The sequence below is a fragment of the Pseudoduganella sp. SL102 genome (assembly GCF_027856995.1).
GTDB classification, from domain to species: domain Bacteria; phylum Pseudomonadota; class Gammaproteobacteria; order Burkholderiales; family Burkholderiaceae_D; genus Rugamonas; species Rugamonas albidiflava.
Genome location: NZ_CP115554.1, coordinates 3,403,263 through 3,427,460, shown reverse-complemented (window position 1 = coordinate 3,427,460; position 24,198 = coordinate 3,403,263). Strand labels below are relative to the sequence as shown.

General features: G+C 66.6%; 18 protein-coding genes and 4 tRNA genes. 12 read left to right on the top strand and 10 right to left on the bottom strand.

The genetic code is table 11. The features are described from left to right. Positions 1–113 precede the first annotated feature (113 nt). Together OU994_RS14560 and OU994_RS14555 are read left to right on the top strand one after the other, a co-directional pair. Positions 114–758, top strand: a complete 645-nt coding sequence (locus OU994_RS14560; protein ID WP_281611342.1) for a hypothetical protein — start codon at positions 114–116, stop codon at positions 756–758. A 505-nt stretch (positions 759–1,263) separates the two neighbouring features. Then, positions 1,264–1,758 carry a GyrI-like domain-containing protein gene (locus tag OU994_RS14555; RefSeq protein ID WP_281611341.1) on the top strand — a complete coding sequence of 165 codons (495 nt, stop codon included), beginning with the start codon at positions 1,264–1,266 and terminating at the stop codon, positions 1,756–1,758. A gap of 134 nt (positions 1,759–1,892) precedes the next feature. Here the strand turns inward: OU994_RS14555 and OU994_RS14550 are convergent. From OU994_RS14550 to OU994_RS14535, 4 genes are all read right to left on the bottom strand, one after another. Then, positions 1,893–1,969 (bottom strand) — tRNA-Arg (locus OU994_RS14550). Positions 1,970–2,047: 78 nt separating this feature from the next. Beyond that, positions 2,048–2,124, bottom strand: a tRNA-Arg gene (locus OU994_RS14545). A gap of 71 nt (positions 2,125–2,195) precedes the next feature. Beyond that, positions 2,196–2,272, bottom strand: a tRNA-Arg gene (locus OU994_RS14540). A gap of 125 nt (positions 2,273–2,397) precedes the next feature. After that, positions 2,398–2,474: transfer RNA gene (locus OU994_RS14535), tRNA-Arg, on the bottom strand. Between the two features lie 258 nt (positions 2,475–2,732). Between OU994_RS14535 and OU994_RS14530 the strand changes: the two genes are divergently transcribed. The 3 genes from OU994_RS14530 to OU994_RS14520 all read left to right on the top strand — a co-directional run bounded on the left by OU994_RS14530 (position 2,733) and on the right by OU994_RS14520 (position 7,986). Continuing rightward, positions 2,733–3,545: a response regulator gene (locus OU994_RS14530; RefSeq protein ID WP_281611340.1), complete on the top strand. Its 813-nt coding sequence runs from the start codon at positions 2,733–2,735 to the stop codon at positions 3,543–3,545. Between the two features lie 114 nt (positions 3,546–3,659). Continuing rightward, the gene (locus tag OU994_RS14525; protein WP_281611339.1) at positions 3,660–6,701 is read left to right on the top strand and encodes an ATP-binding protein; all 3,042 of its coding nucleotides are present in this window, start codon (positions 3,660–3,662) and stop codon (positions 6,699–6,701) included. A 292-nt stretch (positions 6,702–6,993) separates the two neighbouring features. Continuing rightward, positions 6,994–7,986 (top strand): diguanylate cyclase domain-containing protein, encoded by a 993-nt coding sequence (locus OU994_RS14520; RefSeq protein ID WP_281611338.1) that lies wholly within the window; start codon positions 6,994–6,996, stop codon positions 7,984–7,986. 217 nt (positions 7,987–8,203) lie between these two features. On the opposite strand, the gene OU994_RS14515 is transcribed toward OU994_RS14520, so the two are convergent. Then, complete coding sequence (locus OU994_RS14515; protein ID WP_281611337.1) at positions 8,204–8,620, bottom strand: hypothetical protein; 417 nt, start codon at positions 8,618–8,620, stop codon at positions 8,204–8,206. 231 nt (positions 8,621–8,851) lie between these two features. Between OU994_RS14515 and OU994_RS14510 the strand changes: the two genes are divergently transcribed. After that, positions 8,852–10,513: a response regulator gene (locus OU994_RS14510; protein ID WP_281611336.1), complete on the top strand. Its 1,662-nt coding sequence runs from the start codon at positions 8,852–8,854 to the stop codon at positions 10,511–10,513. A 36-nt stretch (positions 10,514–10,549) separates the two neighbouring features. Here the strand turns inward: OU994_RS14510 and OU994_RS14505 are convergent, their stop codons facing one another. Continuing rightward, complete coding sequence (locus OU994_RS14505) at positions 10,550–11,074, bottom strand: hemerythrin domain-containing protein (RefSeq protein WP_281611335.1); 525 nt, start codon at positions 11,072–11,074, stop codon at positions 10,550–10,552. 156 nt (positions 11,075–11,230) lie between these two features. On the opposite strand from OU994_RS14505, the gene OU994_RS14500 reads away from it, so the two are divergent. The 3 genes from OU994_RS14500 (at position 11,231) to OU994_RS14490 (ending at position 13,937) form a co-directional block, all read left to right on the top strand. Beyond that, on the top strand, positions 11,231–11,932 hold the full coding sequence (locus OU994_RS14500; RefSeq protein WP_281611334.1) for a sensor histidine kinase: 702 nt from the start codon (positions 11,231–11,233) through the stop codon (positions 11,930–11,932). Positions 11,933–12,273: 341 nt separating this feature from the next. After that, positions 12,274–13,221, top strand: coding sequence for a 5'/3'-nucleotidase SurE (locus OU994_RS14495; protein WP_281611333.1), 948 nt, complete (start codon positions 12,274–12,276; stop codon positions 13,219–13,221). A gap of 8 nt (positions 13,222–13,229) precedes the next feature. Then, positions 13,230–13,937 (top strand): hypothetical protein, encoded by a 708-nt coding sequence (locus tag OU994_RS14490; protein WP_281611332.1) that lies wholly within the window; start codon positions 13,230–13,232, stop codon positions 13,935–13,937. A gap of 22 nt (positions 13,938–13,959) precedes the next feature. Here OU994_RS14490 and OU994_RS14485 read toward each other — a convergent pair whose 3' ends face one another. The 3 genes from OU994_RS14485 to OU994_RS14475 all read right to left on the bottom strand — a co-directional run bounded on the left by OU994_RS14485 (position 13,960) and on the right by OU994_RS14475 (position 18,382). Then, on the bottom strand, positions 13,960–15,285 hold the full coding sequence (locus tag OU994_RS14485; protein ID WP_281611331.1) for a TetR/AcrR family transcriptional regulator: 1,326 nt from the start codon (positions 15,283–15,285) through the stop codon (positions 13,960–13,962). Positions 15,286–15,370: 85 nt separating this feature from the next. Next, positions 15,371–16,660: an NAD(P)/FAD-dependent oxidoreductase gene (locus tag OU994_RS14480; RefSeq protein WP_281611330.1), complete on the bottom strand. Its 1,290-nt coding sequence runs from the start codon at positions 16,658–16,660 to the stop codon at positions 15,371–15,373. 132 nt (positions 16,661–16,792) lie between these two features. Beyond that, positions 16,793–18,382: a hypothetical protein gene (locus OU994_RS14475; protein ID WP_281611329.1), complete on the bottom strand. Its 1,590-nt coding sequence runs from the start codon at positions 18,380–18,382 to the stop codon at positions 16,793–16,795. 162 nt (positions 18,383–18,544) lie between these two features. Between OU994_RS14475 and OU994_RS14470 the strand changes: the two genes are divergently transcribed. After that, a complete protein-coding gene (locus tag OU994_RS14470) occupies positions 18,545–21,325 on the top strand; it encodes a hypothetical protein (protein ID WP_281611328.1) in 2,781 nt (926 codons plus the stop codon). 14 nt (positions 21,326–21,339) lie between these two features. Here OU994_RS14470 and OU994_RS14465 read toward each other — a convergent pair whose 3' ends face one another. Beyond that, positions 21,340–21,831 (bottom strand): Lrp/AsnC ligand binding domain-containing protein, encoded by a 492-nt coding sequence (locus OU994_RS14465; RefSeq protein ID WP_281611327.1) that lies wholly within the window; start codon positions 21,829–21,831, stop codon positions 21,340–21,342. A 113-nt stretch (positions 21,832–21,944) separates the two neighbouring features. Here OU994_RS14465 and OU994_RS14460 point away from each other — a divergent pair, with 113 nt between their 5' ends. Together OU994_RS14460 and OU994_RS14455 are read left to right on the top strand one after the other, a co-directional pair. Beyond that, positions 21,945–23,228 (top strand): D-amino acid dehydrogenase, encoded by a 1,284-nt coding sequence (locus OU994_RS14460; RefSeq protein WP_281611326.1) that lies wholly within the window; start codon positions 21,945–21,947, stop codon positions 23,226–23,228. Positions 23,229–23,342: 114 nt separating this feature from the next. After that, entirely contained in the window at positions 23,343–24,176 is an 834-nt protein-coding gene (locus OU994_RS14455; protein ID WP_281611325.1) for an HDOD domain-containing protein, read from the top strand. The last annotated feature ends 22 nt before the right edge of the window (positions 24,177–24,198 follow it).

The window sequence follows — 24,198 nt, the reverse complement described above, 5'->3', positions numbered from 1 at the left end:
GCGGATTTTGAAGGATTGATCGATACCGTCAGCCTGTGCAGGCCACTAACTTTAAGCCTCGTAAATTTTAGTGAGAGCTCGCACACAGCCAAATTGTTATATAAGGAAATCACATGCATCCTGCCGAGAAGTTTTATTCTCTTGTAACAGCAACGACTATCGCAATAATGTTTTTGTCGATTACGCTGATCGTCCCTCTTATTGTCGACCTATCGCCCTCGAGCAAAGCTCTCGGTAGCCTTGTCGCAATCCTAAGCTCGATTGGCGTATATCGTATCATAAGCCAAATAGCGGCGATGGTCATTCATAACGTTGTTTGGATGCGGAAGTGGATCTTTGGAGGTTCCTACCTGCACGGTACGTGGGTTGGATATTTTATCGGCCGAAATAACAATAAACGTTACACCGTGGAGCACTTCGATCAGGATCTTGATGGGATTATCATAAATGGGCAATCCCGTGACACCGAACAAAAACCACATGCTGAATGGACAAGTATTTCAGTATCTCTAGATAGGCGAACTGGAAGGCTGATCTATTCATACGCGTTAAATATACTTTCGCGGCAAGGAACTGCGATTGGCATAAATAATTCACAACTCGAGCGGACATCGCATAGAAGTAGCGCTAAAACCTTCGCCGGCCACACGCAAGATTTGGGCGAGCAATCTCGGCTGCAACTCACTGGAGTAAAAATTTCTGATGAACTATTGCCATGGAAATATGCATTTGAATGTGCAAGGAAAAAATTTCCTTAAGTTTTATGTTCGCCGCTGGATTTCTGAAATAAAACTAGCGCAGTTGCGTTTCCCATCAGTCAGACAACCGGCAAAATTGAACGAATATCGCACAAGCAATCGTCCACTCGTGAATCAAGTGCTCATCGCTCTGCTTTGCGGCGAATGCAATCCTTTGATAGGATCGGCAATCGGAAAATGCGAATGCCCGGCTAGCGCAGAACAATCGTGGCCACAATGCGAGGCCAACCTGAAAACGCGTCTCAGACATCTCGCACCCATGAGCGACTTTGCCTTGCCACCGTAAATAGTCTTCCTATAGTGAACGGATGCCAGCGGACTGGCCCGATGCGATCTGCCGTGGGTTCGGCGAACGACCCGCTGACCGATGCCGTGGCCACTCGCGCAAATGGCACACTCGACGCGTCCTGTGACCGCTTCGACCTGATGCGGGGCGGACATCCCGATTTTCACGAACACCTTCAACACGCATGCCGCCGCGCCGGCGGCTGAAAGGAGAACACACATGGACAAGCGACCCAGAATCGAGCAGCGCCAAGAGCGGCACTATGTAGGAACCCGGCAGGTCATGGCCATGCGCGACTTCGACCGGGAAATCCCCGCGATGCTGGCCATCGTGTCCGAATGGCTGGACGCCCACCATGTGCGCCCTGCGGGCCGGCCATTCCTGCGCTTCCACGTCATCGACATGCCGGAACGCATGGATGTGGAGCTCGGCATGCCGACGGAGCAGGCGCAGGACGCCGCGGGCCAGGTGGAAAGCCACCTGCTGCCCGCTGGTCGTTACGCCGCGATGGAGTACACAGGGGTGGAGAACGGCGTGGAGGCCAACACGCAGCTCCTCGACTGGATCGCCGCGCAGGGAGAGCAGCCCAACGCCCACGCATCGGAGAAAGGCGAGGTGTTCCAGGCGAGGTACGAAACCTTCCTGACCGATACCGAAGCCGAGCCGGACCAGCGCCGATGGTCGTTCGAAGTGGCCATCCAGGTGCGCGGCTGAGCGTACGCACGCTGCCGCAGCCACCGCGCGAGAGAGCGGCATCGGCCGGGATGGCACAGTCGAGCACGGAATCCGGAAACCAGGGGTACCGACGAAAAAAAGGGACCGGATTGCTCCGGTCCCTTCTTCACATCTGGTGCGGCTGGCAGGAATCGAACCCACGACCCCTTGGTTCGTAGCCAAGTACTCTATCCAGCTGAGCTACAGCCGCAAAAACTTCCAACTAAAACGTGTTACTTCCCGCAAGGCGACCCTTGCGGCGTGACGGACTTTCATCCATCGGCAAAACTGGTGCGGCTGGCAGGAATCGAACCCACGACCCCTTGGTTCGTAGCCAAGTACTCTATCCAGCTGAGCTACAGCCGCAAAACTTCTCACTAAACTACTTCCGCAAGGCGACCCTTGCGAAACGACGGACTTCCATCCATCGGTAAAACTGGTGCGGCTGGCAGGAATCGAACCCACGACCCCTTGGTTCGTAGCCAAGTACTCTATCCAGCTGAGCTACAGCCGCAAAAAACGCTTCAACTTCGACAATGCATATGCTTACTGCATTATAACAACCGGCGCAACGCCAAGCGCACGCCTGCTGTGATCTTTACTTCTCCCGCCGGCCTTTCGGCCGACGGTACAAAAATCTGGTGCGGCTGGCAGGAATCGAACCCACGACCCCTTGGTTCGTAGCCAAGTACTCTATCCAGCTGAGCTACAGCCGCAATTTGCTGCACCGGCATTTTACACAACTCATTACGGTTGGGAAAGCTTGATTTTTCGTACAGTGCAAACTCGTACGACGATCGCTTTCCACGTGCCGCAATGGCCTGGTCTTCCGCCGCCCTTCGCAGCGTTCGTTGCGAAGGAGGCAGGATTATAGGGAGAAGTTTTCCATTTGTCCAGCGCCAGGCAGGGCCGCCCCCGGCGGCGGTTTGGTGTAGCATGCCTCCACTTCACCACACAACCATGGAGACCCCTGCATGATTGCCTGCGCCACGAACAACCTGTCCTCGCTGGAAGTCGACTGGTCCCGTACCGACGTGGGCCATCCGGACGGCTGGCCGGTGACACTGCGCGTGGCGGCCGACCTCATGCTGAACTCGCCGCTGCCCACGCTGGTGATGTGGGGACGGCAGCAGGTCATGCTGCTCAATGGCGCCTACACGGCGTTGTCCGGCCTGCCCACGCAGCCGCCCGGTGGCCGCATCCCGGCGATGCAGCCATCCGCCTGGAGCTGGAACCCGGGTGCGCTGGAACAGGCCTGGCAGGGCGAGTCGCTGGCCTTTCCCGGCCAGGCTCTCCAGATGTGGCGCGCCGATGGTGTCAGCGAGCAGCGCTTCGACCTGTACTACACGCCGCTGCGCGATGCCGACGGCGCCGTGCTCGGTGTGCTGTGCACGCTGGCGCCGCCCAGCGCGGCGGCCGCGCCGGCTGCGTCGCGCGCGCTGAAGATGCTGGTCGTGGAAGACAATCTCGATGCGCAATACCTGGTTTGCGAAATGCTGCGCGCCATCGGCCACGAAGTCGACGCGGTGGCCGATGGCGAGCGCGCGCTGCAATACATCGACGAGCATGAGTACGACGTGCTGTTTACCGATGTCAGCCTGCCCGGCATCTCCGGGGTCGAGGCTGCCCGCCGTGCCGTGGCGCTGCGGCCGGGCCTGCATGTGATCTTTGCTTCCGGCTACAGCGGTACGCTGACGCAGCAACTCGACTTCCCCGCCGACGCGATCCAGAAACCGTACGATATCGAACAGCTGCAAGCCATCCTTGAACGCATCCCACGGACCTGACCGGCGCCGCGCCGATGGGCCAACGGTGCGGGCACAACGCGGGGCGCAGCGCTACAATCCGCAGCGGCGCCCGCACGGGCGGCCGGCAAAACCAATCCTCCTGAACCATCCACGATGATCCTCGCCAACGGCGCTGCCCCTTCCGAAGCCGATCTCCTGCGCGCCATGCTGGATGCGCAGGAAGAGTTGCGCCGCACCCGCGCCTGGACAAGCGACGTGCTGGACAGCATTGCCGACGGCCTGGCCATCGTCGACCGGGACTGGACGATCACCTACATCAACGCCCGCGCCGCGGGATTGCTGGGTACTGCCGAGGGTCCCGCCGTGGGTACCACTGAAGGTACCAATGAAGGTACCACTGAGCGCACCGCCAGCCTTGCCGGCCGCGACCTGTGGCAGGCCTTCCCCGGCTTGCCCGGCACCGCGCTGGAGACCTGGCTGCGCCAGGCCATGGCCGACCGCACTGCCGCCGCCTGCGAGCTGTTCTACGCGCCCTGCCGCCGCTGGCTGGAGGTGCGGGTATCGCCATCGCCGCAGGGTCTGACGTGCACGCTGCTCGATATCGACGGACGCAAGCGCGATGAACGGGCGCTGCGCGAAAGCAGCAACCGCCTGCAGGTGGCCATGGCCGCCGGCCGGCTGGGCGACTGGACCTGGGATGCCGCCACCGACATCGTCACGCTGGGCCGCCGCGCCGCCGAGATCTTCGAAGTGCCGGAGGGCACGCCGATCAGCTGGCATGCGCTGCAGGAACGCATCGTGCCGGCGGACCGCGACGCCGCGCGGCAGGTGTTCGTCGAGGCCTACCTGGCACAGCGCGACTTCGATATCGAATGCCGCATCGAGGCCGGTAACGGCACGGGCGGCACGCCGCGCTGGCTGTCCGTGGTCGGCCACGGCAACTACGGCGAGGGCGACCGCCTGCTCGGCATGACCGGCATGGTGCAGGACATCACGGCACGCCGCGCCGCCGAAGAGGCCCTGAAGGACAGCGAAGAGCAGTTGCGCGCGCTGGCCGACTCGATCCCGCAACTGGCCTGGATCGCCCACCACGATGGCCGCATGACCTGGTACAACCGCCGCTGGTTCGAGTACACGGGCCTGACGAGCGACGCCTTGCGCGGCGACGCCTGGAGCCAGGTCTACGACCCCGAGTGCATCCCCGCGATGACGCAGCACTGGAAGCGGGCCATCGAATCGGGCCGGCCGTTCGAGATGGAATTCCCGATCCGCGGCGTGGACGGCGAGTACCGCTGGTTCCTGACCCGTGCCAACCCGGTGCGCGGCGCCGACGGCCGCACGCTGCGCTGGTTCGGCACCAGCACCGACGTCGACCAGGTGAAGCGCGCGCAGGAAGCGCTGCGCGATGAAACGGCCGTGCTGGAACTGCTGAACAGTACCGGCAACGCGCTGGCCCGGCACCGCGACCTCCAGCCGCTGCTGCAGGAAGTCACCGATGCCGCCACGCGGATCAGCGGCGCGCGCTTCGGCGCCTTCATCTACAAGGGCGCGCGCGATGCCGCGGCCGGGGAAACGGAGGACGAAGGCCACGGCAGCGATGCGCTCACGCCGTTTACCCTGTCCGGCCGGGTGCCGCCGCTGTTCGACAACCTGACCCGGACCCATGCGGCTGCGCTGTTCGGCGAGACGCTGCGCGGCACGGCAATCACCCGCTGCGGCGATTTGCTGCGCCACCCGGAATGCGCGCCGGCGCTGCCGGCCGAACTCGCGGCGCTGCTGCGCAGCTACCTGGCGGCGCCCGTGATGTCGCGTGACGGCAGCGTCATCGGCACGCTGCTGTTCGGCCACCCCGAACCGGCCATGTTCAGCGAGCGCACCGAGCGCATCATCGGCGGCATCGCCGCCCAGGCCGGCGTGGCGATCGACAATGCACGCCTGAACGAAGCCGCGCGCCGGGCCGCCGAGGAACGCATCGCCTTGCTCGACAGCGAGCGCAGCGCCCGCGCCGAGGCCGAGCGCACCAGCCAGATGAAGGATGAATTCCTGGCCACGCTGTCGCACGAACTGCGCACGCCGCTGACGGCGATCCTCGGCTGGTCGCAGGTGTTGCGGCGCGGCGGGCGCGGCGAGGCGGACCTGCAGAAAGGCTTGCAGACCATCGAGCGCAATGCCCGCGCCCAGGCACAGCTGATCGAGGACTTGCTGGACATGAGCCGCATCATGTCCGGCAAGGTGCTGCTGGACATCGAGGCCATCCCTCCCGCCGCCGTCGCCGAAGCCGCGATCGAAACCGTGCGCCCGGCGGCGGCGGCCAGGAATGTCCGCATCGAGCGGGACTTCCAGCCCTGCGGCCTGGTGGCGGCGGATGCCGGCCGCCTGCAGCAGGTGATCTGGAACCTGCTGTCGAACGCGATCAAGTTCACGCCCCAGGATGGCACGGTGCGGATCGGCGTGCGCGAGGTGGATGGCCAGGCCGAACTGGTGGTGGCCGACACCGGCATCGGCATCGGTGCCGGTTTCCTGGCCCACGTGTTCGAGCATTTCCGCCAGGCCGATGCGTCGTCCACGCGGCGCCACGGCGGGCTCGGGCTGGGCCTGTCGATCGTCAAGCACCTGGTCGAACAGCATGGCGGCACCGTGGCGGCGGACAGCGCCGGCGAAGGCCGCGGCGCCACCTTCACCGTGCGGCTGCCGCTGGCGGCGCGCGTGCCTGGCGCCGAGCGCCCTGCCCGCCACGCGCCGCCCAGCGGCCTGCCCGATGGCGAACCGCGCGACTCCGTTGCCGACGACTTGCGCGACCTGGGCGGCCTGCCCGTGCTGATCGTCGACGATGAACCGGACACGCGCGAGCTGATCAAGCGCGTGCTGTCGGACTGCAATGCCGATGTCGTCACCGCCGACAGCGCGTCGGCGGCCCTGTCGCTGCTGCCGCGCTGGATTCCCGACCTGCTGCTGTCCGATATCGGCATGCCGGAAATGGATGGCTTCGAACTGCTGGCCCGGGTCCGCGCCCTGGGCCCGGATGCGGGCGGCAACGTGCCCGCCATCGCCCTGACCGCCTTCGCCCGTTCCGAAGACCGGCTGCGCACGCTCGCAGCAGGTTTCACCGACCACATCGCCAAGCCGGTGGAGCCGCCGGAACTCGTGGCGGCGGTGGCGCTGGCGGCTGCCCGGCGCCGCGGCCCGTCCTCCTGATCCATATGCACTTTTCGCATATGTACAACGGAAGTGTGCGCATGCCACACGTTTGCTCAAGAAAATACTCGATATGTATTAAGTAATTTATAATCCAGAAAATGTGTCCTACCGCATGACGCGGCAAATTCCTACAAGAAACATGTCGGGGGTTTGCTACACTGCGAAGGGTGAAAATTCTTCCTCAGGATAAGAATTTTCCTTTACGTGCGCCGCAGCAAATTCTTCGGCGCTACACTGAGTTTTCTGCGCCGGCCGAAAAATTGCCGGAGCCCAGTATTGCGAGACAATTATGCCCAGCCCGGATGAGATCCTGAATGCCAAGATACTGGTCGTAGATGACTGCGCGGATAACGTCGATCTCATGCTCGAGATCCTCCGCGAAGCCGGCTACGCCAACGTCACGGCCACCATGTTGCCCGACCAGGTGTGCGCCCTGCACCGGCAACACAACTACGATCTGATCCTGCTGGACCTGCAGATGCCGGGGCTGAACGGCTTCCAGGTCATGAAGGGCCTGAAGGAAATCGAACAGGAAGGCTACCTGCCCGTGCTGGCCCTGACGGCACAGCCGAGCTTCAAGATCGCCGCGCTGGAAGCGGGTGCGCGCGACTTCATCAGCAAGCCGTTCGACCTGCTCGAAGTGCACAAGCGCATCCACAACATGCTGGAAGTGCGCCTGCTCTACAAGGAACTGGCGCAGTACAGCAAGCGCCAGCAGGAACTGGCACTGCACGACCCGCTGACGGGCCTGCCGAACCGCCGCCTGCTGGAAGACCGTATCGAAACGACCGTCCAGCACGCCCTGCGCCACCAGCGCAAGGCTGCCGTGATGTACCTGGACCTGGACGGTTTCAAGCCCATCAACGATACCCACGGCCACGCCTACGGCGACGAGATCCTGAAACTGGTCGCCCAGCGGCTGGTCGGCTCCTCGCGCAAGGAAGACACCGTGGCACGGGTGGGCGGCGACGAATTCGTCATCGTGCTGGGCGACGTGAGCGGCCTGAACGACGCGCGCGAGCCGGCATCGAAACTGATCGACGTCGTGTCCGAGCCCTACCAGGTGAACGGCGTCACGCTGCGGCTGTCCACGTCGATCGGCATCGCGCTGTTCCCGGACGATGCGGAATCGGTGGGCGACCTGATCCACGCGGCCGACAATGCCCTGTACGATGCCAAGCGTTCCGGCAAGAACCGCGTATGCTCGGCGCCGGGCAGCACGGCGCTGGCCGCCGCCGCCGCGCCGCCGCACCAGCACAAGGTCGTGGCGACGACGGTCTAAGCCGCCCGGACGGCGCGGCTGATCGGCGGTAAACGCCTCTGGCATCAAGCCGTTTCGGCAGTACACGGCAGTATTCCGACCCGGCCGCAAGCCCTCCAAACGAAAACAGCCAAGCGCAAATAGCCGCCTGCTTCCGAGAACGGAGACAGGCGGCTGGCGTCCGGGCATGGCGAAACAAGCCGGGATAGCGGCCCGCAATTGGCGGGCCGAGCGGAATTTACTGGGCGATTTCCTTTTCCCGGCCGGTGGCCGTGCATTCCTCGACCTTGTTGGCGTGCTGGTGATCGGAATGCGCATCGACCTTGTCCGGCGAGACCTCGATGCGGGTGATGCCGGCATCGACCGAGATCGGATCGCTGGCGGGGAACGTCATTTCGACAGCGTCGTCGAGCAGTTCTTCCTTGGCTTTTTCCTGCGGCAGCATCTGCTCCTCGGCCGCCAGGGTGGCGATGGCCGACGCCCACTTGATGAAATTCAGGTTGGCCAGCTCGCGCACGGTGGTCACACCGAAGGCTTGCTGCAGGGCCTGGGCGCCCTCGTCACCGACACCGTTCAGTGCGCTGATTGGCGCATCGGCCAGTTCGCGGAAGCATTTGCCCAGATAATCTTTACCGACGACGGTATCGATATTCATGATCGTATCCTTTCGTTTTTTGATTGCTCGTTCAATGCTTTCACTATTGCATGCCATCCCGGCCATGTATGTGCGCAATCGAACAATTCGTCGTCCGTCCTGTTGCCTGCAGGACTTTTGACAGCGCGAGGGGCTGTTGTTATGATCGACCAAATGTTTGTCTAACAGAATCAATTTCATCAGTGCATCCAACCAGTGCATTTCACCGAGTGCATTTCACCGAACCGTGCCGTGGCCAAAGTAGACAAACCAAAGATCCTCGTCGTGAATGACGACGCCAACAGCCTGTTTGCACTGACAAGCTTGCTGGCACAATGGGCCGACCAGGAATCGTACGAAGTCATTGCCGCGCGCAGCGGCGAAGAAGCGTTGCGGCAAGTGCTGATGCATGATTTCGCCGTCATCCTGCTCGACGTGAACATGCCCGGCATGGATGGTTTCGAGACGGCCGAGGCGATCCACCAGCGCGCCCGCTCGGCCAATATCCCGATCATCTTCATCACCGCCTTCGTGGCCGACGAACTCGATCGCCTGAAGGCCTACCAGAAAGGCGCGGCCGACTTCCTGTTCACCCCCGTGATCCCGCAGATCCTGCACGCCAAGATTTCCGTCTTCGTGGCGCTGGCCATGAAGAACGAGGAATTGAAGCGGCAGGCGCGCCAGCTGAACCAGCGCACCACCGATCTCATCAGCAGCAACCGGCGGCTCCTGCAGGAAATCGAGGAGCGCAAGGTGGCCGAGCGGCAGAACCACGCCAAGGACGAGTTCCTGGCCATGCTGGGCCACGAGCTGCGCAATCCCCTGTCGGCGATCAGCAGCGCCGCCTCGCTGCTCGGGCTGCCGGCGGTGACGGGCGACGCGGCGGTCCGCGCCAAGAAGATCATCCAGCGCCAGAGCCAGCACCTGGGCCGCATCGTCGACGACCTGCTCGACCTGTCGCGCGCGATGTCCGGCAAGATCCTGCTGAACCGGGCGCCGGTCGACGTGGCCGCGCTGGTCCGCAACTGCCTGGAAACCTACCGCACCACGGGCCGCACGGCCGACTACGAGGTGCACGTGGAACTGGAGAGCGGCTGGGTCGACGGCGACGTGACACGGCTGGAACAGATCTTCTCGAATTTGCTCGACAACGCATTGAAGTACACCCCGCCCGGCGGCGCCATCGACGTGCTGCTGGAAGTGGATGAGGAAGACGTCGTGCTCACGGTGCACGACACCGGGGTGGGCATCAATGCCGAGCTGCTGCCGCACGTGTTCGACGTGTTCGTGCAGGGCACGAGCACACTGGACCGGGCCCAGGGCGGGCTCGGCATCGGCCTGGCACTGGTGCGCCGCCTGGTCGAACTCCATGGCGGCGGCGTGGAAGCCGACAGCGCCGGCCCCGGCGAGGGCAGCACCTTCCTGATCCGCCTCCCGCGCACCGAACGAATCACTGAACCAACCTTGCAAATCATGGAAACAAACGAACAGGCCAAGCCCACCGTGCTGTTGATCGAAGATAACGACGACGGCCGCGAGATGATGGCGATGATGCTTTCCTGCTATGGCTACGAGGTACGCCATGCGGCCGACGGCTTGCAGGGCCTCGACGTGGCGCGCGACTATCGCCCCGGCGTGGCGCTGGTCGATATCGGCTTGCCGGGCATCGACGGCTACGAGGTGGCACGCCGCCTGCGCGCCGATCCGGACATGCGGCACATCCGGCTCATCGCGCTGACCGGCTACGGGCTGGCGGAAGACCAGCGCCGCGTGCTGGACGCCGGCTTCGACATGCACCTCGTGAAACCGGTCGACATCGACAGCCTGATGAAGGCCATCGCCAGCCTGACCAGCGGCGAGGCCGCCGCTGCCGAACAAGCAGCCCCGGCCGCCCCGGCCGCGCTGCGGTCGTAGCGGCCGGCGCCCCGGGGCGGGCCCGGGGCCGCGGGGTCAGGCCGCCGGCTGGTTGGAATACACCACCTTGCCCGGCACGGGCATGGCGGGAATTTCCTCGATCTCGTCCTTGCGCGCCTGGATCTGTTCGCCCAGCGCAACGAGGTCCAGCTGCTTGCCATTGGCCGCTTCCTTGGCGGCCTTGAACATTTCCTGCTCTTCTTCCTTGACGTGGTGCTCGATGTACTCGCCCAGCACCTTCACCTTGGCGTCGTACAGGTCGTCGTGCGGGTCCATCGCGTGGATCTGCGCGATCAGGTCCTTCGCCGAAGCGTGCTCGACGGTTGCCTCGTCGATCATGTCGTCGGCATCCTCTGCCCCGGCGCGCATGGCCGGGTAGAAGATCTCTTCCTCGGCGATCGCGTGCTTCGTCAGTTCCAGGCAGATTTTCTCGGCCAGCTTCTGCTTGCTGGCGAACGCGCGGTCGCCCAGCTCTTCATACTGCTTGAACATCGCTTTCACTTCGTCATGATCCTGTTTCAACAGGGCGACGGCATCACGCGGCTTGGCTGTGGCACTCATGGCTGCTCCTTGTAATGGTTTGACAACGTGCAGGCAGTGTGCGCCCGGCTGCCGACGCTGACTGTGCGACAACACACGATAATGCCGGTGCGACACATTAGAAAAACCTCAGGTATCATCCGCCCTGTCATATCGGCCCCCATACCAAGATCAATCATGCCTGATGAACTGAACGACGCCGGCGAGCGCGCCACCGAACTCTCCGACCTGCTGGGCCACGTGGTCAACAGCTGGGACAACGACCGCCGCGCGCTGGCGCGGCAGTTGCACGACAGCCTGGGTTCCTCGCTGACGGCGCTGACGATGCACCTGGGCCTGCTGACGGCCAAGCTGCCGCCGGACCAGCCGCTGCGCGACCGCGCGGCGCAGATGAAGAACCTGCTGCACACGATCATCGAGAACAACCGGCAGATGCAGCACAAGCTGTGGAACGACAAGCTGGAATTCCTCGGCATGAAGGTCGCTTTCTCGGAACTGGTCAGCCAGTTCGCCCAGCAATATGCGCTGACGGCCCGCTGCAGCCTGCCCGAGGAAGAGCCGGTGTGCCCGCGCGAATACGGCGTGGTGCTGCTGCGCGTGCTGGAACAGGGCTTGTCGAACGTGACCGCGCATTCCGGCGCCACCGAGGTCGACGTCGTGCTCGACGACAACGAGGACGAGATCATGCTGACGGTACGGGACAATGGCAAGGGTGGCGGCCGCGGCCTGGCGCCCAACACGCCGGCCGGCACCGGCCAGTACGGCCTGCGCCTGCTGCGCGAACGGGCCCGCCTGCTGGGTGGCGCGCTGACCCTGTCGACCCACCCGGACGGCGGCGCCGTGCTGTCCGTCGTGTTGCCCAAACCACCGGCGGCCTGACCTTTCCCGCGCCGCGCCCGCGGCGCGCCTTCCTGCACGACATCCCCTGTACGACATCCCCTGTACGACATCCCCTGTACGACATCCCTGTACGACATCCCCTTTCCTGGCTGCCTGCCCGGCGGCCGGCGCGCGCCAGTGGCCGGCCGCGCAATGCCTCGCCGCGCCTCCCGGCGAACCGCACGGATTCGTACAAGTGTATTTATTGGATCGACCATCTCCCTCTTGTACCGATATATCGGCAGATAAACCGAGCAGGACTCGTACATGTGTCATTACCGGGTCATAAACGCTGGCTAACATCGCGGCTCAAGACATCAGCCAATCCTGGAAAGGAAGTTATGAACCGTGTGACAATCGGCGCCGCCCTGGCCCTGTGCGCCAGCCCCGCCCTGGCCATCAATATCGTGCTCGCCAACGACGATGGACTGACCAGCAACGTGAAGGCGCTGTATGAAGAACTCCGCGCGGCCGGGCACTCCGTGATCGTTTCGGTGCCGTGCACCGGCCAGAGCGGCCGCAGTTCCGCCATCGTCATGTACAGCACGACCACCATCGTGGCCGACAACGACAGGACGCAGGTCGATGCGGAAGGCGGCTGCCACAACGGCGCCGCACCGCTGGGCGCGCCGGCGGTGGGCACGTTCACCAAGGCCGGCTTCACGGGCGGCGACTACCACTACGTGCACGGCACGCCCGTCATGGCGCTGATGTACGGCCTCGATGTACTGGCGCCGGCACGCTGGGGCAAGGCGCCGGACCTGGTGCTGTCCGGCCCGAACGAGGGCCAGAACGTCGGCAAGCTGGTGATCAATTCCGGCACGATCGGCAATACGCAGTTCGCCGCCGGCCGGGGCATCCCGGCGATCGCCCTCAGCGCGGGCGCCAATACCGCCGATAACGCCGGCCTGGCCAACCCGGTGTCGCGCACCGTCGCCCAGCTGACCGGCAAGCTGATCGCCGCGTTGCAGGCCAAGGCCGGCAGTGCCCCGCTGCTGCCCGCCGGCATCGCGCTGAATGTCAATTTCCCGGACGCGCCATCCGCCGGCACGGGCTGGGCATTCGCGCGGCAGGGCAGCTACGATACCTACCGCCTGAAATTCAACACGGGGGCACCGTGGGGGCTGTCCGGCGCCGCGCCGGGTGCGCCGACCGCCGAACAGGCCGAAGATGAAGCACTGGTGTACAAGAGCAAGGTGGCCGTGACCGCGATGCAGGTGGGCTACGAGCAGCGTCCCGCCGCCCAGCAGTGGCTGCGCCTGCGCCTGCGCGACCTGTTTGCCCAGTGAGCCGCGCCATGATCCATGCCATCCCCCACGCCTCCATCGGCCGGACCGGCGCCGCCCGCCTGCTGCCCGCCGCGCGCTCGACACTGCTGCTGCCACTGCTCCCGCTACTGTTGCTCAGCGCATGCGGGAGCAGCGATGACCAGCCCGGCGAACCCGCCCCGCCCGCGCTCAGGGTGACCGAACTGGCGCCGGGCGCCTATGCCGTGGCCACCGGCGACGCGGCCAATCCATCCAGCGGCACGTACTACCGCAGCGCGGACGGCAGCCGCCTGCTCGTGCTCGACGACAGCGCCGGCCAGGCCAGCGCCATGTACCGGCGCGACGGCAACGGCGGCTGGCAGGGCGCACCGGGCAGCGCCGCGGGCACCACGGTGGATCTGCTGAACAGCAGCGCCATCCCGGCGGCCGCGCTGGCCGTCGCGCCGTTCGCCGGCAGCTATGCCGTGCGCCTCGCCGACCGGACGGTGGCGCTGTTCAGCGTGACCGCCGGCGGCGATCTCGTGGCGGGCGGCACCGCCTGCAGGCTGACCGGCAAGGTCGCGCCTTCGGTGCTGCCGAACGCGTTGAAGCTGACGCTCGCCACGGCGGGCTGCGGCGACTTGCCGGCGCAGTCGGACGGTTACCTGGTGGCCGACACGGACCATGCGCCGGCCGCCTTCCGCCTGGTCGCGCCCGGCAAGTCGGCGCCGGTCGATTTGTGGGCGTTCCGGGAATAGGCTTCCCGCCCGCCCGACGGTGTCAGCCCCTGCCGCGCAGCCATTCGCCGGCGGCGCGATAGGCCGCGGCAACGGCTTCGTCGGCCCCGGTGCCGGGCGGCAGGGTGTTCGTCAGCCCTGTCAGGCCCAGCGAAATCACCTGGGCGCACAGCGGATCGATGCCGCGCGCTTCCGGCAGGTACCTGGCGAACACGGTCGCCAGGTTGGCGCCGCGCCGGCCGCGCATGGTGCCGGTATGGCGCGCCAGCTCCGGCAGGCGGGCGGCGGCAAGGGCCACGGCGAAGCTGGCGCGCGCCAGGTCGAGCCGGGGGCCGTCCGCCGCGGTGCGCCGCCGCTGCAATTCCGCCAGGCTGTCGGCTTCCACCGCGGCGCGGATATGCCGGGCGATGTACGCCAGCCCCGCGATGACCAGGTCGCGCTGGGTGGGAAACCGGTAGCTGAGGGTGGTATGCGCGATGCCGATTGCGGCGGCGACGGCCCGGTGCGTCAAGCCATCGACGCCCCGCTCCGCCAGTTGCACGCCGCAGGCGCGTGCGGCCTGGGCCGCCCAGGCGGGCCCGCCTGCCTCGTCCAGCTTGCCCGGATCGCCGCCGAGGTCGTGGCCGATGTCGTCGCGGCACAGCCGTTCGCGCAGCATGCCGAACAGGATGCCATCGGCGGCATCCGGCCCCGCCACCGCGCCGGCAAACAGGCGCTGCACGCCCAGCCGGCGCAACAACCGGTAGGCGGCATCGCCATCGAGCGCCATGCCGTAGGCCAGCTCCGCGATCGCATAGCCATTCCACCAGCCGCATGCCAGCAGCGTCGCCGGCAGCCCCGCCCGGCCGGCGAAATCATCCCAGAACGCGCGCCGCAGGCCGGCCCACCCGGCGAACCCCGGGCGCAGCGCAGCGTCCCAGGTGCACGCGTGCAGGCATTCCAGGTACAGCACCGACAACGCGCGCCCGCTGGCCGACAGGTCGTCCAGGATCGCCTCGGCCAGGCTGGCGGCGACGCCCGGCGGCAAGGCGCCCAGCGCGGCCAGCGTGGTGCGCCAGCCGTCGAGCAGCGCCGCATCGCGTTCGGCCGCCGCCCGGCAGATGGCCGCCAGGATGTCGGCGCGCCCGCCGTAGTGATTGGTCAGCACCGTGACCGACACCCCCAGCGCTTTCGCCAGGGGCCGCAACGTGAGCCCGGCCAGTCCCTCGGCGGCGACGATGCGGCAGGCCGCGGCCAGCAGGTCGCCGGCCTGGGGCGTCTTGCGCCTGGCCGGCGCCGCGGCGGGGTGTGCGGCGGAGGTTGCGGCACTGTTTGCGGCACTGTTTGCGGCGTCTGATGCGGTGTCTGATGCGGCGACCGGCTCGATCAAGGGAAACTCGTGGCGTAATGGCTGACGGGCCGATTGTAGAGCATGGGCACGGGCGCGGCGGGCAGCGCCGCGCCATGCCCCGGCCTCAATGCAGCTTGACCATCGGCGTGCTGCGCTTGATCAGGAAGCGCGCCAGCGCCAGCACGCCGGTGCGCAGCGTGCCCATGATCGCCTGGTGGTGCATCAGGTGCAGGCTGGCATACATCATCCGCGCGAAGAAGCCCTCGACGAACCAGTTCCTGCCCTGCAGCGAACCCATCAGGCTGCCGACGGAGGTCTGCTGGCCGAACGACACCAGCGAGCCGTAATCGCGGTACGCGTAGGGCTTGCCCAGCGGCGGCTGGCCGCGCTCGCGCCGCAGCAGCGCATCGAGCAGGTAATCGGCCTGCTGGTGCGCGGCCTGGGCGCGCGGCGGCACGGGCTTGCCATCGGCACCGATGCACAGCGCGCAATCGCCCAGCGCGTAGATGTCGGGAAAACCCTTCACCACCAGTTCGCCGGTTACATCGAGCTGGCCGCCCTTTACGGTCGGCAAGCCCAGGTTCTTCAGCAGGTCCGGCGCCTTGATGCCCGCCGCCCATACCACGATGTCGGAAGGATAGACGTCGCCCTTCTGCACGGTGACCTGGTCCGCGTCGATCAGTGTCACGCGCGTATCGGTCAGCACGCGCACGCCCCGCTCGGCCAGCAGGCCCGCGGCGGCGGCGGACACGCGCTCCGGCAGCGGCGCCAGGATGCGCGGCGCGCCTTCGATGATGGTGATGCGCACGTCGCGCAGCGGCTTCAGGTCGCCGAAGCCGTACGCGGCATACACGCCGCTGGCCTCGCGCAGTTCGGCCGCCAGCTCCACGCCGGTGGCGCCGCCGCCGATGATGACGATGTCGACGCCCTGCCCGGCCTTTTCCGTGGCCGCCTTGGCCAGCAGTTTCAGCAGCGTGAGGCGGAAGCGTTCCGCATCCTCGGTACCGTTCAATGAAATGGTATGTTCGGCGGCGCCCGGCACGCCGAAGTAGTTCGATGTGCTGCCCACCGCGAGCACCAGCGAGGCATACCCGATGGTGCGTGCCGGCAGCACGGTTTCCCCGGCCGGCGTCTCGATCGGCGAAACCGTGATGGTGCACGCCTGGGCATCGAGGGCTTCCAGCGCGCCGTACACGTAGGTAAAGCCGTTGTCATGCGCCAGCATCTGGTACGACAGGCCTTCGGCGTGGATGTCCAGCGTGCCGGCCGCCACCTCGTGCAGCGACGGTTTCCAGATGTGGTACAGCCGGCTGTCCACCAGCGTCACCTTGCCCGGCCCCAGCTTGCGGCCCAGCTTGCAGGCCAGTTCCAGGCCGCCCGCTCCGCCTCCGACGATCACGTATTTGCTCTGCAAACGGCTCTCCTCGCAATGTAAATGGAAGACATCGCTTGCCATTGTATGCGGGATGCCAATCGCGCGTTGGTGCGCAGGCGAACTTAACCGTTGGAGAGCGCGGGCTGCCCCGCCACGAGACGAGGGATGGCGTTATCCCAGCGGCGCTGCGGCCGCCAGCGCGGCCTGCAACTGCCCGATGGCGCCCTGCGCCTGCGCGATCACCTTGTCGGCGATGCGCTTGCGCACGCCGGCGATGCGGGCGGCCGCCTCGGCTTCCAGCATCAGCGGTGTCAGCAGGGCGCTGGCCGATTCGTAGAAGGCGCCGCCGATGCGGTCCAGCTGCGCCACGAAGCCCTGTTCGGCTTCCTTCAGGCGGCGCCGCAATTCTTCCTCGAACACGCGGCGCTTGTCGCGGATTTCCTCGCGCTTGCGCTTGTTCGTATCGGTGGCCCACTTGAACGCGGACGCCAGCAGCACGGCGCCGCCGACGAACGGCACCACCGGCGCCACCACCGGCACCACCACGGCCACGCCGAACAGGTAGGCGGCGGTGCTGGTGCCGGCGGCCGCCACGGCGCTGCCCATCAGTGTGAGGTTGGCCGCCGTGTCGACGCTGTTGACGAGCCGCGTGCCGATGCGCAGCCGCGGCATGAGCCGGGCCAGCGCGGCGTGGTGCTGGCGCTTGAACGCATCGGCCTGGGTGATCCGCATGTCCGCCTGGAACAGTTTCAAATCGTGATGCAGCAGGTCCAGCGCTTCCTGCTTGCGGCGCGCCACGCGGTCGAGCCGGTGTTCCATCTCGCGGGCGAACTGGTCGCGCGCAATGCCGGACCACACCTGTTCATCCTTCCATGGCTCGCTGTCGAGCCGCTCGGCGATCGCTACCTCGATCGCGTTGCCGGCATCGTGAACGGCGTCGTCGATGTCCTGCCACAGCATGCGGCGTTCGTAGGCGATGCGCGCATCCACCAGCGCCAGCCGCTGCAGCACCTGCTGGCGCAGCTGGTCCGCGGTGGACGACAGGGCGCTGGCTTCCGCGTCGCCCTGCAGCGGCAGCGCCGCCTTTTCCTGGTAGGTGGCGATGCCCTGCGCGATCGTGTCGACGGCGCCCTGCACCACGTCGCGCAACTGTTCCTGGGTCATCATGCCGCCGTTGAAGCCGCGCGCATGGTCGAGCAGCTCGACATGGCCCGTGCTGCGGCCGAAATCGGCCACCGCGTCGACCAGTCCCCTGCCCCTGACCAGCTTGCGCGCCTGCGTGCCCAGGTTGTTCAGCAGCCGGCGCTCTTCTTCCGGCGGCAAGCCGTAGTAATGGTCCGGCACCAGGCGGATGCCGAGCGCGCGCGCCGCCTTCACGGCCAGCGGGCGGGCACGCCGGCCCTGCAGCGCCAGCAGCGGTTTCATCATCGCGAACGCCGCTTCCCGCGCCGACGGCTCCACCGAACCGCTGCTGCGCGACAGCGCATTGGCGGCCCAGTCGACCGTCACGCCCGACTCGATCGCGTTCAGCACCAGTGCGGTGAACACGGCCGACGCCTTGCCTTCGACGGACAGATCGCCCACCGCGGCGAACTGCGCCAGCGTCATCGCGCCATCCTCGCCCACCGCCAGCGCACCGAGCAGGCGCGCCAGCGCCGAGGCAAAGCTCTGGTCGGTGCACAGGTGCTCGTCGAGGGTGCGCATTTTCAGTGTGTATTCCGGCGCGGCGGGCGTGACTTGCGACGTTGCGGTGTGGTTCACGGCGGTCCCCTGGTGGTCTGCGATGCCTGTTGAACATTCTAGCGGAAGCCAGCCACGCCCGGCACGCTTGCGCTGCGTCCGGCCCGCTGTTGAGTTTCCTTAAAGCACTGATGCCGTACGGCAATCTTATGAACCTCTCGCCAATTCCTTCCGGAGAATCACATGCTCGAACTAATCGCCGGCGCCCGCCGTTCGGCTGCCCGCCTGCTGGGCGCCTTCGCCCTGGCCGGCCTGCTGGGCGCGGCCCATGCGCACGACCTGGCCCCGCATGTCGCCATCGACGCCAGCGTCCCGGTGCCGAACGCCACCGCCACCGTGTCGGACAGCCTTGTCACGATCACCAATGCCTCGCCCCATCCGATCGCCGCCCCGTTCACGCTCACGGTCGGCAAGCTCTCCGCCCCCGGGGTCGCCGTCACCCATCCGGCCAGGGTGCACCGCACGCTGGAAGTCGACATCGACGTGGCACTGCCGCAAGGCATCCTGGCGCCCGGTGCCGCCATTGCCGTGCCCGTCCGTTTCACGAACCCGCGCCGCCTGCCCTTCACCTACCAGGTGACGGCCTCGGGCACGCTGCTGACGCCTGAAAACAGCGTGCCCCTGACCGTCACCGCCTGGCGCTTCTCCGGGGACTCGGCCAATCCGCGCGGCGTCGCCGCCGGTGCGGGCGTGGGCATCGTCGTCGATGGCGTGGTCCGCGCCGTGACCGACGCGGACAGCCAGGCCACCGTGCTGGTGCCGCTGGGCCAGCAGGCGGTCGCCGCGCGCCAGGCGCCGACCAGTACCGGCATCGCCCATCTCGGCCTGGTCGCTGGCAGCGCCAACAGCGCCGACGTGATACTGGCCGAGGAAGGCGAAGTCTACGCCGAGGCGGCCTTCCGCTTCGACGAGACGGTGCAATCGATCCTCCCGGCCGGCGCTGCAAAGCTGACCGGCCGTTTCATTGCCCAGAACGGGAGCACGGTCCGCCTCACGCAACTGGCAAGCGTCGACGCTGTGCACGTTCCGGGCGGCGGCCGCGCTTTTCCGCTCAGCGAGTATTTCGCGCTCAACCCGGATGGCACGATCCGCTGTACCGACCTGCGCACGCTTCGCTTCGCCATCGGGCGGCTTTCCACGGCCATCATCGTGACCGGCTTCGACGCGGCCGGCAACGCCTACCGGGCGCGGCTTGCCTTGCGCACCGCGCTGGCCGCCAGGACGGGCAAGCTGGTCGCGCCCCCGTCCGATCCGGGACTCGACCTGGCCGGCATCACCGTCGTCGGCCGCCTGTCCCTGCTCGGCACCTACAGCGCGATCCTTACCACGGTGACGAATGCCGACGGCAGCTTCACCTTCCCGGCCGCTTCCTTCGGCCAGTTCGAAGTCTCGGCCGAGGCGCAGCGCAATGGCCGGCACTACCTGGCCGCCGCCGCAGCCCCCGAATCGGAGTCCCAGCCCGTGACCCTGAAGCTGACCAGCGCGTTCGACCTGGGCCAGGCGCCGGAACATGTCGCCGCGGACCCGGCCGCATCCGCGGTGGAGCTCGATGTCGAAGCCGCCGATGGCGATGGCGCGTCGCAGACCGCGGCGCTGCTGGTCCGGCAGGGAACCGCCAGGGTAACGCTGGGCTACATGCCGATGGTCAGGGAGTTTGGCGGCCTTGCCGCCAACGGATGGGGCGTGCGCGTGCTGGCCGGCCCGGCGGGCAAGCCGCTGTTCGACCTGCACCGCCAGGTCGGCGCGCAGTGGCACGAATTCATCAGCACCAATTCCAGCACCACGACCGGCTGGATCGAGCGCCAGCTCGACGTGGCCGACCTGGCGCGCGACGGCGACATCGAACTGACGCTGCAGGCTTATGGCGTGCAGGACAATCGCTGGTACCAGCCCATGCGCATCGCGGCATCGCTGCGCAGCGGCGCGGCGCTGACGATCGAGGCGCTGGCGCTCGCCGACGTGTCCGCCGCCGGCCCGGCCGCGAACCGGCAGGTCAGCCTGCCGGATACCGGCACGGCCAACCTGTTCCAGCGGCCGATGCGCATCGTCACCGGCAAGCCGGCCGGTGCGGTGCTCGGCAATGTGAAGGTCCAGCTCGACTGGGGTGACGGCTGGGATCCCGTCACGGTGCTGGACCAGGCGCCCGGCGCCGGCGTGCGCGTGGATGGTGCCCTGATGCATGGCCCCCTGCTCCATGGCGACCTGATCGACAGCGTCCTCACCTACCGTGCCGAACCGGACCAGGACCTGCACGCGTACCGTAACCCGCGGCCGACGCAGTACCGGGTCACCGTGGCGGCCACGGCCGAAGACGGCACCGCGCTGACAGCCGAGCGCATCGAAACGGCCAGGTGGCCCCTGTGGCGCGCCCCCGCCCACCTGCCCCGCTACGGCATGCGCGAACCGGGCGGCGACGACTGGGCGGCCGACCGCACGCTGCGCTGGCTGGAGCTGAACGAAGGCCTGCTGACCCGGGTGGACGATTTCTCCGGCGAACACGGACAGGACCTGGGCCACGCCGGCTACGCCGACGGCATGGAGTTCCACATGTACCATTTCCACCAGTTCGCCCGCGCGGATGCCGAAAGCGGCGCATCGAACTACCGCCAGCTGGTCGCGCGCCTGCGCGAACTGCCCCTGCAGCGCAGCGCGAACGCCACGGAAGTCGCCACCGGCAAGGCCGCGGCGGCGGAAGTGAAGGCGTGGATCGTGGCCAGCCGCGCCGGCATCGACCGCCTGTCGCGGGCGAAGGTCGCCGCGGTGGGCTACATCCTGGGTGGGCCGGACTCGGCGGGCATTGCCGGCGCCGACTGGGGCGCCCGGCTGTTGACCACGGGCCGCGTGACGGTCGCCGGCATCCCGTTCGACCTGGGCGCCGGCAACTGGGACAACGACAGCTACTTCCCGCAGGTGAACCACCACCACCACGTGAAGGTCACGCTGCGGCCCGACACGTTCTATTGAAAGGCCAGCCCCGCTCAGGAAACTTCGGTGGCCAGCACCAGCGTTTCCTTGATCTCCTCCATCACCACGTAGCTTTTCGACTGGGCGGCGCCCGGCAGGTTCAGCAGCATGTCGCCCAGCAGCTTGCGGTACTCGGCCATTTCGTGGATGCGCGCCTTGATCAGGTAATCGAAATCGCCCGAGACCAGGTGGCATTCCTGCACTTCGGGAATGCGCAGCACCTCGCGGCGGAACTGCTCGAAGTGGCTGGCCGATTTCTGGTTCAGCGTGATTTCCACGAACACCAGCAGCGTGGCGCCGATGGCGGCCGGATTCAGTCGCGCATGGTAGCCGGTGATCACGCCATCGCGCTCCATGCGCTTGACCCGCTCGATCGCCGGCGTGACCGACAGGCCCACCTGTTCCGACAGGTCCTTCATCGAGATGCGGCCATCGTCTTGCAGGATGCGCAGGATCTTGCGGTCGAGCTTGTCCAGGGCACGCACGGACTGTATTTGGGTACGCATGATTTTTTCCTGTTTTTAACGCGATATATAGTAACAACCACTACCGAACAAAACTTACCATAGGCGAAACACCCACGCAATTTTCCATACCAATTCTTATATTCGAGGCATCCATGCGCGTAGTCATCCTGGGCAGCGGCGTTATCGGCGTCACCACGGCGTATTACCTGGCCCGCGCCGGCCATTCCGTGACCGTGCTGGACCGCCAGCCGGGGCCTGCCCTGGAAACCAGTTTCGCCAACGCGGGCCAGATTTCGCCCGGCTACGCGTCGCCGTGGGCCGCGCCCGGCATCCCGCTGAAAGCCGTGAAATGGATGATGCAGCGCCACGCGCCGCTGTCGATCTCGCCCGACGGCACGCTGTTCCAGCTGCAATGGATGTGGCAGATGCTGCGCAACTGCAACGCCGACAGTTATGCCGTCAACAAGGAACGCATGGTGCGGCTGGCCGAATACAGCCGCGACTGCTTCAAGGCGCTGCGCGCCGCCACCGGCATCGCCTACGAAGGCCGCCAGCAGGGCACCACCCAGCTGTTCCGCACGCAGAAGCAGATGGATGACGCGGCCAAGGATATCGCGGTGCTGGAGGAAACGGGCGTGCCCTACGAACTGCTGGGCGCGCGCGAGCTGCTGTCGGCCGAGCCGGGCATCGCCAGCGAGCGCCTGGTGGGCGGTCTGCGCCTGCCGAACGACGAGACGGGCGACTGCCAGCTGTTCACCACCCGCCTGACCGCCATGGCGCAGGAACTGGGCGTGCAGTTCCGCTACAACGTCGATATCGAAGGCCTCGACGTCGCCGGCGGCGAAGTACGCGGCGTGCAATGCGCCGGCGAACTGGTCACCGCCGATTCGTTCGTGGTGGCCCTGGGCGCCTACTCGACGCCGCTGCTGCGCGGCATCCTCGACCTGCCCGTCTATCCGCTGAAGGGCTACTCGATCACGGTACCGATCGTGAATGCGCAGCGGGCACCGGCCTCGACGATCCTGGACGAGACGTACAAGATCGCCGTGACGCGCTTCGACGACCGGATCCGCGTCGGCGGCATGGCCGAGATCGCGGGCTACGACAAGCGCCTGAACCCGCGCCGCCGCGCCACGCTGGAGATGGTGGTCAACGACCTGTTCCCCGGCGCCGGCGACACCGCCCGGGCGTCGTTCTGGACCGGCCTGCGCCCGATGACGCCGGACGGCACGCCGGTGGTCGGCCGCACGCCCCTGGCCAACCTGTTCGTCAACACCGGCCATGGCACGCTGGGCTGGACCATGTCGTGCGGTTCGGCGCAACTGCTGGCCGATATCATGTCCGCCCGGCGCCCGGCGATCCGCGCCGACGACCTGTCGGTGGAGCGCTACCAGCGCGCCGGCGGCATGCGCCAGCCGCAGCTGGCCGGCGCCTGACACGCCAGCCGGGCGATCGCCGGCACGCCACGCCCGTACCGCGCGGCGGGATGCCGGCGCGCGACACTCCCGGGCTCGATTGTGCGGGATGTAGCGCGTGCGTATAATTCCGCCATGAATAAACTGGAAGCCTTCGGGCATATCGCCGCGCTGGCGATCAGGGGAGACCTGGTGTTCCCCACGAGCGTCAACGCAGCGTTGCGGGTGCAGCTGGCACTCGAAGACCCGGAAACCCCCATCGACGAGGCGATCCGCCTCGTGCTGGCCGAGCCGCAGCTGGCGGCTCGCACCGTCGCGCTCGCCAATTCGGCCATGTTCAACCGCTCGGGCAGCACGGTCGCCAATGTGCGCGCCGCGATCACGCGCGTGGGCTACCATAACCTGTATGCGCTGGCCGCCGCCATGGTGGTGCGCCAGTTCGGCGCCAAGATCGTCGATCCCGCCGTGCGCGCCAAGGCTGAACAGCTGTGGCAGCACTGCGTCTATGTGGCGTGCCTGGCACGCATCATCGCGCGCGACGTGACCGAGGTGAACGGAGACACCGCGCTGTTCGCCGGCATCGTGCACGAGGTGGGCGGCTTCTACCTGTTGTCGCGCGCCGACGAATTCCCCGGCCTGCTCGATCCCGACCCGGACAACTGGCAACCCGCCAGCGAGGAAATCATCACGCGCGAGGTGATGAACAAGCTGGCCATCCCGGAAGAAGTGGCCGCCGCCATCGAAGGCCTGCGCGACGGCTTCCTCGGCGTGCCGCCGGAAAGCCTGCTCGACACGCTGCTGCTGGCGAACCACTTCGCCCCGGTCGATTCGCCGCTGGCGCAGCCGCGCGAAGAGCTGCCGCAATCCGATTCCGTGGTCGACCTGTTCATCGACGAGGAAATGGCCGCCGGCATGCTCGACGAGGCCGAGCGCGATGCCACGGCCATGACGGCGGCATTGCTCGTCTGACCGTGCCGGCGCCCGCGGGCGC